The 15,971-nt window shown below is 66.4% G+C and carries 9 protein-coding genes; 4 read left to right on the top strand and 5 right to left on the bottom strand.

Features of this window, described 5'->3' with window-relative positions:
- Nucleotides 1-53 precede the first annotated feature (53 nt).
- Nucleotides 54-1,619: an NAD-dependent succinate-semialdehyde dehydrogenase gene (locus tag HMPREF3088_RS03155; protein WP_070758416.1), complete on the bottom strand. Its 1,566-nt coding sequence runs from the start codon at nucleotides 1,617-1,619 to the stop codon at nucleotides 54-56.
- Between the two features lie 218 nt (nucleotides 1,620-1,837).
- Between HMPREF3088_RS03155 and pgi the strand changes: the two genes are divergently transcribed.
- From pgi to HMPREF3088_RS03175, 4 genes are all read left to right on the top strand, one after another.
- Nucleotides 1,838-3,532: a glucose-6-phosphate isomerase gene (gene pgi, locus HMPREF3088_RS03160; protein ID WP_070758417.1), complete on the top strand. Its 1,695-nt coding sequence runs from the start codon at nucleotides 1,838-1,840 to the stop codon at nucleotides 3,530-3,532.
- Nucleotides 3,533-3,595: 63 nt separating this feature from the next.
- Nucleotides 3,596-4,369: a glucosamine-6-phosphate deaminase gene (gene nagB, locus HMPREF3088_RS03165; RefSeq protein WP_070758418.1), complete on the top strand. Its 774-nt coding sequence runs from the start codon at nucleotides 3,596-3,598 to the stop codon at nucleotides 4,367-4,369.
- A gap of 257 nt (nucleotides 4,370-4,626) precedes the next feature.
- Entirely contained in the window at nucleotides 4,627-6,177 is a 1,551-nt protein-coding gene (locus tag HMPREF3088_RS03170) for a Re/Si-specific NAD(P)(+) transhydrogenase subunit alpha (protein WP_070758419.1), read from the top strand.
- A 3-nt stretch (nucleotides 6,178-6,180) separates the two neighbouring features.
- Nucleotides 6,181-7,668: an NAD(P)(+) transhydrogenase (Re/Si-specific) subunit beta gene (locus HMPREF3088_RS03175; RefSeq protein WP_070758420.1), complete on the top strand. Its 1,488-nt coding sequence runs from the start codon at nucleotides 6,181-6,183 to the stop codon at nucleotides 7,666-7,668.
- 223 nt (nucleotides 7,669-7,891) lie between these two features.
- Here HMPREF3088_RS03175 and HMPREF3088_RS10840 read toward each other — a convergent pair whose 3' ends face one another.
- From HMPREF3088_RS10840 to HMPREF3088_RS03195, 4 genes are all read right to left on the bottom strand, one after another.
- Nucleotides 7,892-8,515 carry a hypothetical protein gene (locus HMPREF3088_RS10840; RefSeq protein WP_070758421.1) on the bottom strand — a complete coding sequence of 208 codons (624 nt, stop codon included), beginning with the start codon at nucleotides 8,513-8,515 and terminating at the stop codon, nucleotides 7,892-7,894.
- Nucleotides 8,515-9,408, bottom strand: a complete 894-nt coding sequence (locus HMPREF3088_RS10845) for a hypothetical protein (RefSeq protein WP_070758422.1) — start codon at nucleotides 9,406-9,408, stop codon at nucleotides 8,515-8,517. The genes HMPREF3088_RS10840 and HMPREF3088_RS10845 overlap by 1 nt, the downstream gene beginning before the upstream one ends.
- Nucleotides 9,409-9,825: 417 nt before the next feature.
- Nucleotides 9,826-10,704 (bottom strand): DNA-formamidopyrimidine glycosylase family protein, encoded by an 879-nt coding sequence (locus HMPREF3088_RS03190; RefSeq protein WP_070758423.1) that lies wholly within the window; start codon nucleotides 10,702-10,704, stop codon nucleotides 9,826-9,828.
- A 127-nt stretch (nucleotides 10,705-10,831) separates the two neighbouring features.
- The gene (locus HMPREF3088_RS03195; protein WP_070758424.1) at nucleotides 10,832-15,940 is read right to left on the bottom strand and encodes a DEAD/DEAH box helicase; all 5,109 of its coding nucleotides are present in this window, start codon (nucleotides 15,938-15,940) and stop codon (nucleotides 10,832-10,834) included.
- Between the last annotated feature and the right edge of the window lie 31 nt (nucleotides 15,941-15,971).

Here is a 15,971-nt window from a genome sequence, read left to right on the forward strand (position 1 = left end):
TCCCCATTATCGGGGACACTCACAAGGTAACGGGAACTCCCCCGGACCGGCCCCTAGTAGGAGACGGTGATGAACTGGGTTTCGAGGTACTCCTCGATGCCCTCGAAGCCGCCCTCGCGGCCGATGCCGGACTGCTTCACCCCACCGAATGGCGCGGCTGGGTCGGAGAGCAGGCCCTTGTTGACGGCCACCATGCCGACCTCCATCTTCTCGGCGAAGGCCATCGTCTCCTGTAGCTTCTCGCCGACCACGTAGCCGGCCAGGCCGAAGTTCGTGGCATTGGCGTTGGCCAGGGCCTCGTCCTCATCGGCGAAGGTCTGGATGGTCATGACGGGTCCGAAGATCTCCTGGTTGGCGATCTCGAAGTCCTGGGTGACCCCGGAGAGGACGGTCGGGGCGTACCAGAAGCCGTTGGTGTCCAGCTCACCGGTGGTCTTGAGCTCCGGGTGCTTCGCCAGGGAGTCCTCGGTCAGCGTGAAGCCGCCGATCTCCACCTTCGCGCCCTGCTCGACGGCCTTTTCGACCATGTCTGCGACCTTGTCGCGCTGCTCCGCGCTGACCATTGGGCCTGCGGTGGCGCCACTATCGGTTCCCGCGCCGAGCACGAATTCGCCGATCCGCTTGGTGACCGCTGCGGTGAACTCCTCGGCGAGCGACTCGTGCACCAGGATGCGGTTGGCGGCGATGCAGACCTGCCCTGCGCCTCGCATCTTCGCGTCGATGGCGGCGTTCACGGCCTTGTCCATGTCCGCGTGCTCGAGGACGACGAGCGGGGCGTTGCCTCCCAGCTCCAGGGAGGTGCGGATGGTGCCCTCGGCGGCATTCGCCGCGAGCGCCTGGCCCACCTCGGTGGAACCGGTGAAGGTGAACTTGCGCAGGCGGTCGTCGTCCAAAATGGCGGAGACATTCGACGCGGTACTGGTCGGCAGCACCTGGAACACCCCATCCGGCAGGCCCGCCTGGCGGGAAAGCTCGGCCAGGTAGAGCGCGGTCAGCGGGGTCATCTGCGCGGGCTTGACGATCATAGTGCAGCCCGCGGCCAGCGCTGGGGCGAGCTTGCGGGTGATCATCGCCAGCGGGAAGTTCCACGGAGTCACAGCCAGAACCGGGCCGACCGGCTTCGGGTGGGTAATGATGCGACTGCCACCGTCCGGGGACACACGGTACTCCCCCGCGATCGCCTCAGCGCGGGAGGCGTACCAGCGGAAGAATCCCCCACCGTAGCCGACTTCGCCCTGGCTGTCCTTCAACGCGCGGCCGAGCTCCAGGGACTGCAGGTAGGCCAGGTCATCAGCATGATCCTGCACCAGCTGATACAGAGAGCGCAGCAGGTCGGCGCGCTCCTGCGGGCTGGTGTTCTCCCATTCGGGCTGCGCCTTCGCGGCGTGGTCCATCGCCTCGCGGGCATCACCTTCCGTTGCGGACGCCACCCGCACGAACTCCTGGCCGGTCGCGGCGTCGGTAACCCCGAGGGTCTCCCCGTCCGCGCCGTGGCGCCACTGGCCGTTGATAAACAGCCCCGTCGGGACGGTGATCTCCCGCGGGCCGGCGGTGACGGTGGTGAAGAACTCTGAATCGGAGGTGTTCTGTGCTGTGTTGTTTTCTGCCGAAGTAGCCATACCCCCACTGTGCCACTGGGCGTCACCGCCGGCCACCGGGCGTCACCGCCGGCCACTGGCAGCAAACCCCGGCCACTGAGCGTTGCCGCCGGCCACCGGTAGCTATGTCACGGGGCACGCTGTGGCACTACCGTGCGACCGCCACCGAGACGACTAGGCTGGGTGAAGATACGTCCAAGACTTCACCGGCGACGCACCTCCCGAGGAGAACTCAAGCAGTGAGCATCCCACCCAACCCACAGCGGGTGACCAGCACCGCACCGTGGCAGGAACTCCAGGACTATAAGGAGAGCTTCGTCGGCACCACGCTCAGGGAAATCTTCGACCAGGAGGCCACCCGCGTCGAGGACATGACCATCCAGGCAGGTCCCCTGCACATCGACCTGTCGAAGAACCTCGCTGACGCGCGCGTCATGGAGCTGCTGGTTCAGCTGGGCGAAGCGATGGGCCTGCCGGAGTACCGCGACGCGATGATGGCCGGGGCCACAGTCAACACCACCGAGAACCGTGCCGCCCTGCACACCGCGCTGCGCGTCCCGGTGGACCAGGACTTCCAGATCGACGGGGTGGACGTCGCCGCGGACGTCCACGAGGTCCTAGGTCGGATGCGGGACTTCTGCCGTGACCTGCGCAGCGGCCGGTGGCTGGGCGTGACTGGGCGGACCATCAAGCAGGTCGTCAACATCGGCATCGGAGGCTCCGACCTGGGCCCCTCCATGGCGGCGGCCGCGCTGCGCCCCTACCGAACCGCGGGCATCGAGCCCTACTTCGTCTCCAACCTGGACCCGGCGGACCTCAGCGCCACACTGGACGCACTCGACCCGGAGTCCTGCCTCTTCGTCATCAGCTCGAAGACCTTCAGCACCCAGGAGACCCTGGTCAATGCGCGCGCAGCGAAGCAATGGCTCCTCACCGAGCTGGAGCGCCGCGGCGTGCCGGCGGGGACGAGCGCGGAGCGGCAGCCCATCATCGAAAAGCACTTCGTCGCCGTGTCCACCAACCGCGAGGCCGTCACGGAGTTCGGCATCGACCCGGCGAACATGTTCGGCTTCTGGGATTGGGTGGGCGGTCGCTACTCGGTGGATTCCGCCATCGGGCTCACGCTCATGGCTGCGATCGGCCCGCAGGACTTCGACGAGTTCCTGGCCGGGCTGCACGACGTGGACGAGCACTTCCGCACCGCGCCGCTGCATGCGAACGCGCCAGCCCTGATGGGTCTGCTGAGCGTGTGGTACCGCGACTTTCTGGACTCCCAGTCCCACGCGGTGATGCCCTATAGCGAGGACCTCCGCGAATTCCCGGACTACCTGCAGCAGCTGACCATGGAGTCGCTGGGCAAGTCCGTACGCCTGGATGGATCCAAGGTCGGAGTCCCCACGGGCCCGGTCTACTGGGGCGCGCCCGGGACGAATGGCCAGCACGCGTTCTTCCAGCTGCTCCACCAAGGCACGCAGCTCATCCCCTCGGACTTTATCGGCTTCTGCAACCCCCACGGCGAGGTCACCGCCCAACCCGAGGGCACGAAGATGCACGACATGCTGATGGCAAACTTCTTCGCCCAGACCAGGGTGCTGGCCTTCGGTCGCACCGCTGAAGAGCTGCGCGCCGCAGGCACCCCCGAGGAGCTGATCCCCCACAAGGAGATGCCGGGCAACCAGCCCAGCACCACCATCCTGGCGGACATGCTGACCCCGCGTTCCCTGGGCGGGCTGATCGCACTCTACGAGCACATCACCTTCGTGCAATCGGTGATCTGGGGCATCAATGCCTTCGACCAGTGGGGCGTAGAGTTCGGAAAACTCCAGGCCAGCGACCTACTCCCGGCAGTGCGGGGCACCGCTGACGTGGCAGCCGGGGACGGCTCCACCGACGCGCTGATTAGCTTTTACCGGCAGCACCGCAACGAGGGTTAGACTCAATAAACACCATCGGCGCAATGACCTGCGCCGACCGATACTGGAAAGAACCGCCTGCTCATGGACGTTGTGATTCGGCAGACCCCGAAAGAAGTCGCGCAACTCGCGGCCACCATCATGGCCCGGTACGTCTCCGAGGGGAAGAACATCGGGCTGGCCACCGGCTCCACCCCGCTGCTGACCTACCGGGAGCTCATCGCCAAGCACCGCGAGGGCCTGAGCTTCGCGAACACCACGGCCTTCCTGCTGGACGAATACGTGGGCCTGCCGGAGGATCACGAGCAGTCCTATCACTACACGATCTATAACGAGTTCACGCAGTACGTGGACTTCGCCGACGGCGCGGTGCACACCCCGGATGGGATGAACCCGCGCACCGATGAGGCAGGCCGAGAGTACGAGGCGGCCATCGAGGCCTCCGGGGGCATCGACATCCAGCTTCTCGGCGTGGGAACCAACGGGCATGTGGGGTTCAACGAGCCCGGCAGCTCCTTCGACTCCCTGACCCGTCTGAAGACGCTGCACCCGCAGACACGGCGGGATAACGCCCGCTTCTTCGGTTCGCTCGAGGAGGTGCCGATCCACGTGATCACGCAGGGCCTGGGCACGATCCGCCGCGCCGGGCACCTGTTGCTGCTGGCCACGGGGGAAAACAAGGCCGATGCGGTGGCTCGCCTGGTGGAGGGGCCGGTGTCCGCGATGATGCCGGCCTCCGTGCTTCAGCTGCACCGCCACGCGACGGTCATCGTTGACGAGGCAGCGGCCTCCCAGCTGCAGGAAACCGAGTTTTACCGTTTCGTGGATGCCAACCGCCCGGAGTGGCAGGCATACTGACCCCACTTTGGGGGTAAAACGGCAATTTTATCAACGGGGGCACCCGGGGCATCGGGTGCCCCCGTTGGCATTTTTTCTCCTTTAATTCTTCAAAGCGCGCGACAAGCACTCCGAAAAAGGGATAAATATAGACCCAATGTTTTTCGGGTCGCTTGTGAGAATCACCACTTACTCGCACTGGACGATCACAACGCCACCTCTACGTTGCGATCAGTGCCCGGAACTTTCATCCCCCAGAAGACTGCACAGGAGACAAAGTGCGTATCGGTATTCCGGTTGAGCCGGGTGAGAACCAGCCGCTGGTGGCAGCCACACCAGACACGGTCGGCAAGCTCATCAAGCTCGGCTATGACGTTGAAGTACAGGCAGGTGCCGGCGAAGACGCCGCCTACCCTGACGCCCTCTACCGCGAGGCCGGCGCGAGCATCGTAGGCGAGGAGGTCTGGGAGGCGGACATCGTCACGACGCTCGACACCCCACCCAAGGCCAAGCGCGACCTCATGCGCTCCGGGGCAACCCTGATCTGTCGCATGGCTCCCGGCCGCAACGAAGAGCTCATCAACGAGCTCGCCAACCGTGGCATCACCGGGCTCGCGATGGACGCTGTGCCGCGTATTTCCCGCGCACAGTCCATGGACGTGCTCTCCTCCATGGCGAACATCGCCGGCTACCGCGCGGTCATCGAGGCCGCCAACGCATTCGGTCGACTGTTCACCGGACAGGTCACCGCCGCAGGTAAGGTGCCGCCGGCAAAGGTCTACGTCATCGGCGCTGGTGTCGCTGGTCTGGCCGCGATCGGTACCGCCAACTCCATGGGCGCGATCGTCAAGGCCACCGACCTGCGCGTCGAGGCTGGCGAGCAGGTCGAGTCCATGGGTGCGGAGTTTGTCGCCATCCAGGAGGAGACTGAGAAGTCCGAGGACGGCTACGCCAAGGAGATGACCCAGGACCAGGCGGAACTCGCTGCGAAGATCTACTCCCAGCAGTCCGCCGAGGCCGACATCGTCATCACCACCGCAAACATCCCGGGCCGCACCTCCCCGGTGCTGCTCACCGAAGAGGATGTCGCCAACATGCGTCCGGGCAGCGTCGTCGTCGACCTGGCGGCAGCCAACGGCGGTAACTGCGCCCTGACGAAGCCGGGCGAGGTTTTCGTCACCGACAACGGCGTGACCATCATCGGCTACACCGACCTGGCAGGTCGCCTGCCGGGCCAGGCCTCCCAGTTGTTCGGCCAGAACATCGTCAACCTGTTCAAGCTGATCACCCCGGAGAAGGACGGCCAGCGCGTGCTGGATCTGGATGACGAGATCATCCGTACCATCACCGTCACCCTCAACGACGGCCAGGAGACCTCCATCCTCTGGCCGCCACCACCGGTGAGCGTGTCCGTCGCCCCGCAGCAGCCCGCGCAGGAAGCGCAGGCCGCCGAGGAGCCGGAGAAGCAAGCCTTCATGGGCGGCCCGTTCGCCAAGATCGGCCTGGCCATCGCCATCCTGCTGGGTGCAGCGATCGTGCTTGTCAGCCCGCTGGGCATGAGCGGCAACTTTGTCGTCCTGACCCTGGCCATCGTGCTGGGCTTCTACGTGATCTCCGCGGTCACCCCAACCCTGCACACCCCGTTGATGTCCGAGACGAATGCGATTTCAGGAATCGTCCTGGTCGGCGCGATCTTGCAGATCAACAACCCGAATATCATCGTTACGGTCCTCGCGTTCCTGGCAATCGTCGTGTCCTCCGTCAACGTGTTCGGTGGCTTTGCCATCACAGACCGCATGCTCGGCATGTTCGTTAAGGAGGATGCATAAACCATGACTGCCACTCTGATCCTTTCGCAGGCAGCGACCGGCGAGAACGCCACGCTGCTGGACTGGCTGGCCCGGATCTCGAACCTGGCCTACATCGTGGCCGCCGTGCTCTTCCTCATGGCACTGGCCGGCCTGTCCAAGCCAGAGACCGCGAAGCGCGGTAACACGCTGGGCATGAGCGGTATGGCTGTCGCCATCGCCGTGGCCATCTTCCAGGCCGTGGTGCACTCCACCACCGACTCCGACGCACTGGACCCGGTCATCACCGTCGTCCTCATCGCCCTGGCTATGAGCCTCGGTGCCACCTACGGCATCAAGCGCGCGCACTCCGTCGAGATGACTGGCCTGCCGCAGCTGATCGCCCTGTTCAACGGCCTGGTCGGCCTGGGCGCGGTCTTCATCGGCTACAACTCCTTCGTCTCCGAGTCCGCCGACTCGATGGGCGCTGCTGCCTACAACTTCCACCTGGGTGAGGTCTTCCTGGGCATCTTCATCGGTGCCGTGACCTTCACCGGCTCGATCCTGGCTGGTCTGAAGCTCTCCGGCAAGGTCAAGGGCGCTCCGCTGCTGCTGCCGGCCCGTAACCTGCTGAACGTCGCCATCCTGGTGGTCAGCCTCGTGCTCATGGTCGTGTTCATCGTCGCTGGCGAGGGCACCACCGCCTGGATCGCGGTTGGCATCATGACCGCCCTGGCGCTGTTCATGGGCTGGCACCTGGTCGCCGCGATCGGCGGTGGCGACATGCCGGTCGTCGTGTCCATCATGAACTCCTACTCCGGCTGGGCAGCTGCCTTCACCGGTCTGATGCTGCAGAACCCGCTGCTGATCATCACCGGTGCGCTGGTCGGTTCCTCCGGTGCGTTCCTCTCCTACGTGATGTGCCAGGCGATGAACCGCTCCTTCCTGAACGTCCTGCTGGGCGGCTTCGGCACCGACGGTGGCGCGGTCGCGGAGGGTGTCGACGGCACCCACACCGAGATCGACACCGACGAGGCTGTCGCGATGCTCAAGGATGCGAAGAACATCATGATCACCCCGGGTTACGGCATGGCCGTCTCCCAGGCGCAGTACACGGTCGCCGAGCTGACCCGCAAGCTGCGTGACCAGGGCAAGACCGTCCAGTTCGGTATCCACCCGGTCGCCGGCCGCCTGCCGGGCCACATGAACGTCCTGCTGGCCGAGGCCAAGGTCCCTTATGACATCGTCATGGACATGGAGGAGATCAACGACGACTTCGACGAGGTCGACGTCGTCCTGGTCATCGGCGCGAACGATACGGTCAACCCGAGCGCCGAGATGCCGGGCTCCCCGATCGCCGGCATGCCGGTGCTGAAGGTGTGGGAGGCTGAGCGCGTGATCGTGCTGAAGCGTTCCATGGGTGCCGGTTACTCCGGTGCGCAGAACCCGCTGTTCTTCAACGAGAACACCGACATGCTGCTCGGCGATGCGAAGGCATCCATCGAGAAGCTGGCCGCAGGGATCAGCAACTAAGCCCCGAACCCTTGCTGCAACCGCGCCACCCACCCGGGTGGTGCAGTCGAGAAAATCCCCGTCAACGCGAGAAGCGAACTGCTCCCCATTAGTTGGACTGAGAAATCAGTTACCGACTAGTGGGGAGCAGTTCAAAGCGTTGGCGGGGATTTTGACGTCCTAAAAAGGAAAACGCACCGGTGCCGAGGGGTGGTGGATACCACTCCCCCGGTCGGGATGGGTTCTAGAAGAGGCCCTCGTTCTTCTTGCCGGTATCGGTGACCGTGTGCTCGCGGGAGTCGACCTGCTCGTCATTAGAGGTGGCGGTGTCCTCCTTGTGGCGGCCGGTCTGGGTGACCTCAAGGTAGTTGTAGAGGCGGCCTTCCTTGGTCTTGCCGTCACCGAAGTCCAGGGCGGCGACGGTCGCAGTGTCGCCGGCGTTGATCGGGTTGGAGAGGGTGACGGTAAAGCTTCGGGTGGAGGTCTCCGGATCGAAGCCCTCATCGAAGATGTGCGCGCCGTTCATGCCGCGCGGGGTGATCAGGCGGTCGACGCCCTCCGGCCCCTTGTCGGTCTTCACGTCGATGCGGAAGGTCGTCAGCGGATAGTCCTGGTAGTAGCGCTGGCTGCCCACGTTCTTCACTTTCAGGACGACGGTGCCGGCGAAGCCCTTGGCCTTGGCGCCGGAGGTCTGGAAGTACGGCTCGAGGTCGTACTCGGCCTGGGTGGACGCAGCTGTGTGGGAGAAGTCCGGGTCGATTTCTTCCTGCGCGGTGGCGGTACCAACTGCACCGCCAATTCCGCTGAGTGCAGCGACGGTGGCCAGGCCCGCGGTGGCCAGGCGGAGGGAGTTTTTGGTTTTCTGCATTAGGCTTCCTCTTCCTCGAGCGTGGTGGTTTCGGACTTGGCGGCGATCTCTTCAGCCTGGGCTGCCTTTTCTGGCTCCGCTTCCTTGGTCACGGCCTCTGGGGACTCGCCCTGGGTCGGCTGCGCGTCCTCCTGGACCTCCACCGGCTCGCCTTGTGGCTCGGTGCCCTCCTCTACCTTCGCGCCCTCGGCGGCGCCGGCCGGGTTCTCGTAGAGCTTCACGTTGACCTGGTTCTTGATCGGGGTGAGGGCGGTCCAGCTGCGCGGGGTGGACCAGGTGCCGTTCGGCTTGCAGTACTGCTGGGTGCCGGTCATGGTGATGGTGCGGAAGCCGTAGGTGGCCTCGCCGGTCTTTCCTGCTGGCACGTCGTATGGGCCGATGCTCTGGCCGACCTCCCAGCTCAGCGAGTAGGAGGCTTCGAAGCCCAGAGTCTTGGCCAGGGAGTAGGTGATGCCGGTGGAGACGTTGCCCTTGTCCCCGCTGGCGCCACCGCCGAGGTTGGCGGTGGTGGTGGAGGTCCGGTCTCCCTTAACGGAGAGCTGGATGGACTGGGACTTAGACAGGTCCTGGGTCAGCGGGATGGTGTCGGCGGTTCCGTTGGTCGCAGAGATCGTGCCGGCCGGGGTGAAATTATCCTTGACCTTGTAGACGACGGTGCGGAAGTCCTCGCCAGAGTTGCACACTGGGCGCGGATTGAGGATGTTGGCCTTGATGTGGTCGCTACCGTGGTAGGTGTTGACGATCGGCAGGTCAACGTTGGTTTTCGGGGTTTCCGGGTAGTGATCGTTCAGGGTGTCTGCCTGGGCCTGGCCGGCGAAGCCGGTGGCCACGAGGCCGAGGGTTGCTACCGCGGCGGCGCACTTACCGGCCGTCGAGGTTTTGCGGGTGAACACGAAAGAATTCTCCTCCTCGGTTTGAAGCTGACTGAGTGACGCTGACTCGGCGTGAGCGACATCGATAGAATTAACACTTTCGAACACCCGCTTGGTTAATGGAGTAAAACCTAAAAGTTAACTGGAGATCACTCCTGAAAAAGCCCTTAGAGCGCACCACGAACCCCTGGCGCCCACCCTGCCGGAACGTTCGCGCACTTCAGCTTTACAGCTCATATGCACATGCCGATATCAATGAAATCATTCAACAGTCGTCGAACACATGCGTGACATAACACCTTCACAGAAGCATTGAATGCCCCAGTATCGCGTCGCGCAGTACTGAATCGTTCAGATAAAAATTCGCTGAAAATCTTTCCTAAACCGCGAAAACAGCCTGCTCTACCCCAACCTGGGGGAGATGACAGGAATGGAAGACTAAGCCTGCCCGCCCGGCTGGCAGTGCGGGCACCACCAGATGATGCGTTCCAGCTCCCCGGCGTCCAGTTCCGGGTCCCCGCCCGCGAAACACCCACCAAGGATCGACTGTTCGATCGTTTCCCCACAGCGGCGGCAGGGCTTCGCCGCGCGACCGAAGACGAAGGTGCCCATCCCAGGGCGCCGGTCTCCGGTGAACACCCTGTGTGGCTCCAGTCGGTTCTCCCACATCACCCGGCGCGCCAGGTCCAGCGCTTGGGCCACCTTCTGCTGCCCCGCCTGGCCAACGGGCACGGCGGGGTGCAGGCCGATGAGGAACATGACCTCGGCGCGGTACTCATTGCCGATACCGGCGACGTTGCGCTGGTCCAGCAGCGCGGCGCCCAGGCTCCGCTCGGGACGGCGCAGGATCCGCCGCAGGGCCTCGTCTCGCCCCGGCCGCCCGGTGTCCCGGAATTCTTCGCTGGCCCAGCCGGGGTCCAGGATGTCCGGCCCCAGGTGCTGAACCACGGTGGCGTAGTCGCGGGCCGGAAACAGGCGCACGAAGCCCAGCTCGTGGCCGACGACCTCGATGGGTGGCCCGCCTGGGTGCTGGGGGCTTAGGCGCAGCACGACCCGGGCGGTGTAGCCCGGGCGGCGCCACCGGCTGCCCGCGGCGTGGATGGCCCACACACCCTCCATCTTCAGGTGAGTGTGCAGAATCCGCTCCCCAGCCTGAATGAACAGGTGCTTACCATAGGGCCAGACCGCCCGGACCCGCTCGCCGGTGATGGAAGCCGTGGCCAGCGCGGGCACCCGGAAGTCGCTGTGCAGCACTTCGCGGCCAGGCATCCACTTCAGCCTATTGGCCAGCTGCAGGACGGAATCTCCCTCGGGCATTGCCCGCCTCCTTTCGGCTCTTCTTGATCTCACCTGAGCTCGGCCCTGGTTGCCGAGCTGCCACATCTAATTGCCGGAGTACCGCCCCTGTGGTGGGCAGTGCGCTGGCGCGCTACGTCGCACGGCCTCAGCCACGGATGCTCAGGCCCTTCGGGGTGAGCCGCGCCCCGGCGGCAATCCACCCTTGGGTAGGCAGGTCCATCACGGATGCGCCATTGATCCTGTCAATCGTGACCGGGGAGAGCCGCCCGGCGCGAATCGTGCTGCTCAGCGCGGCGATGATGGCGTCAATCGTCGGCTGGCTGATGGCCCCCGGCGGGGTGTCATCGGCCATGCTTGGCGCGTCGAAGGCGGTGAGCGTCCTGCCACCCCGGGTGAAGTGCGCGACCAAGCGGCCACGGTCCACCACCACGAAGGCCCCCGCGCCTCGGGTCAGCCGGGCGGGTTCGTCGTCGAGACTGGGCCACGGCAGGGCCGCGCCGTAAGGGTTTGCCACATCCCCGGCGGCCAGCAGCACCGGCCCGGCTGCGACCCCGCTGGCACCCGCAACATGATCCCCAGCCGCTCCGTGGTCCTCTAGCTGCCGCAGCTGCCGGATCACCGCGTGCGGCGCGAACTGCGCCCCGCCGAGCCCCTCGATGACGTATCCGCGCAGCACCGCGCCTGAATCTTCCCAGGCGCTCAAGGTCCGGTAGGCCTCCGCGAAACCACCGGCGTGGTGCTCCGCCATCACGGCCCCGCGGGTAACCACGCCATAACGGTCGATCCACGCCTCGCTGCGGGCCAGGGCACGCTCCGCGTCGGTCACGTCGATCTCCAGCAGCGGGGCGAGTGCCGCCCAGCGCCCCGGCACCGACTGGTGCGCGTTCATCGCCTGGCGCCGCTGCCGGATCCGGTCCATCGACTCATTGCCGGCCATCTGCGCAAAGCTGCTGCGCCCCATCCGCAGCCGCCGCGCCGATCCCCTCCCGCGGTTGCGGCGGGGTGCCCGGTGGGCGGTGGCACCACCTTGTTTTCCGGACGTCAACCTCGCCCGGAGCGCGGCGAAACCATCGGGAGCGATAAGTCCAACGTCGAAGAGCTCCCACAGTGCGTCGTCGACCTCTTGATAGGCCGCGCCGGTGGCCCGGGTGAGTTCAGCGGCGAGGAAGGCCCCGCCCCCGGCCATGTGCTCCAGCAGCTGGGTGGCGACCATCGAGAGCTGCGAGGCTTCCACTGGCTCGTCGATGAGCAGCGGCGCGATATCTGCGGGCAGGAGGCTGACGAGGGCGTCGTTGCTTCCGGCGGTTCCGGCCCCGCGCAGGATGATCTCCCCGGTGGCCAGCAGGTCGTCGAGATCGCCCGGTTGATAGTCCGGGATCCGGCTGGGCAGCACCAGGGTCTCCCAGGCGCTGGTGGGCAGCGCGACCCCGGCGAGCTGCTCGATGACCTCGCCGAGCTCCTCCCGCTCCGAGCTGCCCACCCCATGCCAGTCCACGAGGAACTCCGCGTAGGTCTGTGGGCTGACTGGTTCCACGGCCCCGCGGGCGGCGGCCAGCGTGGCCGAGCGAAGGCGGCGCAGCATGCCGGTGTCGATATACTCCGTGACCTGCTCGGTAGCGCCCTCATCGCCGCCTGCTGTGAAGTGGCCGGATTCCAGGCGACGCTGCCCGACCCAGCGCTTCAACAGGGATTCGGCGGTGGCCGCACCCAGCCCGAATTCCGCAGCCACGCGGGCAGGGGTCACCGGCCCTTGGTGCCGCATGAAGCGCAGCACCAGCTGGTCGATGGCGTCATCCACCTGCTCAGGATCGGCGGGCACGCCGGGTGGGACGGGAACGCCGAGTCCGTCGCGGAGCACCGGCATGTCCTCCACCACCGCCCAGCGGCTGGCCCCGCCGAAGGTCACCTCGGCGATGCGCTGGGGGATAAGCTCCACCAGCTCCGCTAGAACGGCCTCCCGGTTCTCCGGCACCAGGCGGTCGCCGACCTGCTCCCGGGTCAGGGGCCCCAGGGCCCGGATCATGTCGATGGCCTGCTCAGCGGTGCCGGCCTGGCGGCCATCGGCCAGCCATTGCGCGGCCGACACCACCCGCTCGATCGCCGCGGGGTCCAGCTGCAGGCCTCCGCCGCTCTTACCCAGCAGCTTGGCCAGCAGCGCGGGGTCCACTGCCAGCGCGGCGGCCCGCTCGGCGGAATCGCCTTCGTACATGAACGCGCTGGTGTAGGTGAACAGCAGAGACTCGGCGAAAGCGCTCGGCCCCTCGGTGGTGACCTCCGCGACCCGCACGCCTGAGCTGCCACCCCGTAGCCCAAGCTTCTTCAGCAATTCGGTGAGCGCATCCAGCTGGTAGACATCATGGAGGCATTCGCGCATGCTCTCCACCATGATCGGGAACTCCGGGTGCTCCCGGGCCACGTCCAGCAGCTGGGAGGCCCGCTGCCGCTGCTGCCACAGCGGCTGCCGCTTGCCCGGGTTGCGCCGCGGCAGCAGCAAGGCCCGAGCCGCACACTCCCGGAACCGCCCAGCGAAGAGCGCGGAGCTGCCCACGTTGTCCATCACATCGGCCAGCACGACCTCCGAAAGCTCACCCGGCTGCCCGTCGCCCCGGCCCGCGATATCCTTCCGGCTCCCAGCACCGTCACCACCAGCGCCCTGGCGAACAGCTCCCTCCCCGACTCCAGGCCTGGTCTCCCGGAAGAACTGCCCCAGCAGCAGGTCCGCCCCCGGTGGCTCCTCGGAATACGGCAGGCGCAACACCAGCCCGTCGTCCCCGGCCACGGCCATCGCGTCGATCCCGGTCTCCCGCTGCAGCACCGCGCCCAGCGCCATCGCCCACGGGGCATTGACCCCACGGCCATAGGGCGAGTGGACGATCACCCGCCAGTCCCCGATCTCGTCCCGGAAACGCTCGACCAGCAAGGTGCGCTCGTCCGGCAGGATCCCCGTGGCCTCCTTTTGACCCCGGTAGTAGCCGTCCAGGTTCTCCCGAGTGTTATCGCAGATGAACGGGGCCGCGTGCAGGTCGTCCACGGTGCCGCTGCCCCACTGCCTGCGATGCTCACCGATCGCCGTACCCAGTTCCACCGGCCGGCCGGCGGCGTCGCCGACCCAAAACGGCAACCGCCCCGTGTGCCCCGCCGCTGGCACGACGATGACCTGGTCGCGGTTGATCTCCGTGATCCGCCAGCTGGAGGCCCCGAGCGTGAATACGTCCCCCACCCGGGACTCGTAGACCATCTCCTCGTCGAGCTCCCCGACGCGCCGGGCGCCCTCCTCACCTGCGGCGAGGAAGACTCCGAACATGCCGCGGTCCGGGATCGTCCCGCCGCTGGTGGCCGCCAGCCGCTGGGCGCCGGGGCGGGCTTGTAGCGTTCCCGCCGCCGGGTCGTACACCACCCGAGGTTTCAGGTCCGCGAAGTCGGTGCTGGGATAGTGCCCGCTGATCAGTTCGATCACGCCATCGAAGGCATCCCGTGGCAGTGCTGCATAGGAGTACGCCCGGCGCAGCGCGCGCCACCAACGCTCCACGTCCAGCGTCCCGTGTGGTGTTTGTCCCTCCTCATTTTCCGACGTCAACGCGCCAGCCTCCGCACCCGACGGCGGATTCGTGAAACCCAGTTGGGCCTGCACCGCAGCGGCAATCGTCTGCTGCGCGAGCACGTCCAGCGCATTCGTGATGATCTGCAGCGGTTCCAGCTCGCCCGCGTACAGCCGTTGGGTGATCACCGTGGCCGCCTCGGCGTCCTGCTTGTGCAGCGGGTAGATCGTGGCATGCGAGGTCGCGCCCACAGTGTGCCCGGCGCGGCCGCAGCGCTGCACTGCAGAGGCCACTGAGGGCGGGGCTCCCACCTGCACCACGTGGTCCACCAGGCCCATGTCGATGCCGAGCTCCAGGGAGCTGGTGGCGACCACGCAGCGCAGGGTCCCGGACTTCAGCGCTGCCTCGATGTCGGCGCGCTCTTCCTTGGATACCGAGCCGTGGTGGGCACGAGCGATGACCGCCGGTACGCCGGTAACCTGGGTGGATTGCGCCATGAGCTGCGCGGGGTCGCGACGGGTGGGGGCAGCGATGGACTCCGGATCGTGCTCCTCGGCCCACAGCTCGTTGAGCGCCCCGGTGAGTCGCTCGGCAGCGCGCCGGGAGTTCACGAAGACGAGTGTTGCCCGGTTCTCCATGACTTGCTGGTAGATGGCGTGCTGGACGTGGGGCCAAACGGATTTTTGTTGCGGGAGGGCGGATTCCTTATCTACCCCGCTGGCCACCCGCGCCCCGGAACCCAGGGCGGAGGCACCGCCCAGCCCCTCGCCGATGAGGCTGGGTCCGACGAGGGCCTCGTCGATCAGCGCTTTTTCCGCGACGTCGCCGCCTTCCGCAAGTCCTCCGCCACCGTGTCCGGCGCCGGCTGCACCCTGGTCCCCGTCGGTGCCCGCCTGGGTATCGCCAGTTGGGTCTTCGTAGCGCGCGGCGTCGAGATCTTCGGCAGCCGGCGGATCCTGGAAGTCCGGCACCACGCTGCGAACCTGGACGTCCCAATCCTTCCTGATCGCCGGGTTGACCACCGTGACCGGCCGGTCGCCGCCGAGGAAGCTGGCCACCGCATCCACCGGGTTCACCGTCGCCGACAGGCCGATGCGCTGCACCGCACGGCCGGTGAGCAGCTCCAGGCGCTCCAGGGAAAGAGCCAGGTGGGCGCCACGTTTGGTCCCGGCCACCGCGTGGATCTCGTCCACAATGACGGTGTCCACCCCACGCAGCGTCCCCGCCGCCTTCGAGCTCAGCATGAGGTACAGGGACTCCGGGGTGGTGATGAGGATCTCTGGCGGATTGCGCAGCAACTTTGCCCGCTCCGATTGCGGGGTGTCCCCGCTGCGCACGCCCACCCGAACCGGGGCGACGTCCTCCCCCATCGCCGCGGCGGTGCGCGCGATACCTGCCAGCGGGGCGGCGAGGTTGCGGTCGACGTCCACCCCAAGTGCCTTGAGCGGCGAGATGTACAGCACCCGGGTGGGGGTCTGCGGGTCGGACTGATCTGCCGAAGGGTGGGAAAGTACACCCGTGCGCGTCAGCTCGGAGAGCGACCACAGGAATGCCGCCAGCGTCTTACCGGAGCCGGTGGGGGCGACGACCAACGTGTTCTCCCCCGCGCTGATGGCCCGCCACGCCTGGGACTGGACGACCGTCGGCTCGTGGAACACGTCCCGGAACCATGCTGCTACTGGGGCATGAAATTGATCCAAGTCGGCGGAGGGCATGAGTCCATACAACCAGAAGCGCTAAGGTGTA

Origin of the sequence: Corynebacterium sp. HMSC22B11 (genome assembly GCF_001815965.1) — a bacterium.
GTDB lineage: Bacteria > Actinomycetota > Actinomycetes > Mycobacteriales > Mycobacteriaceae > Corynebacterium.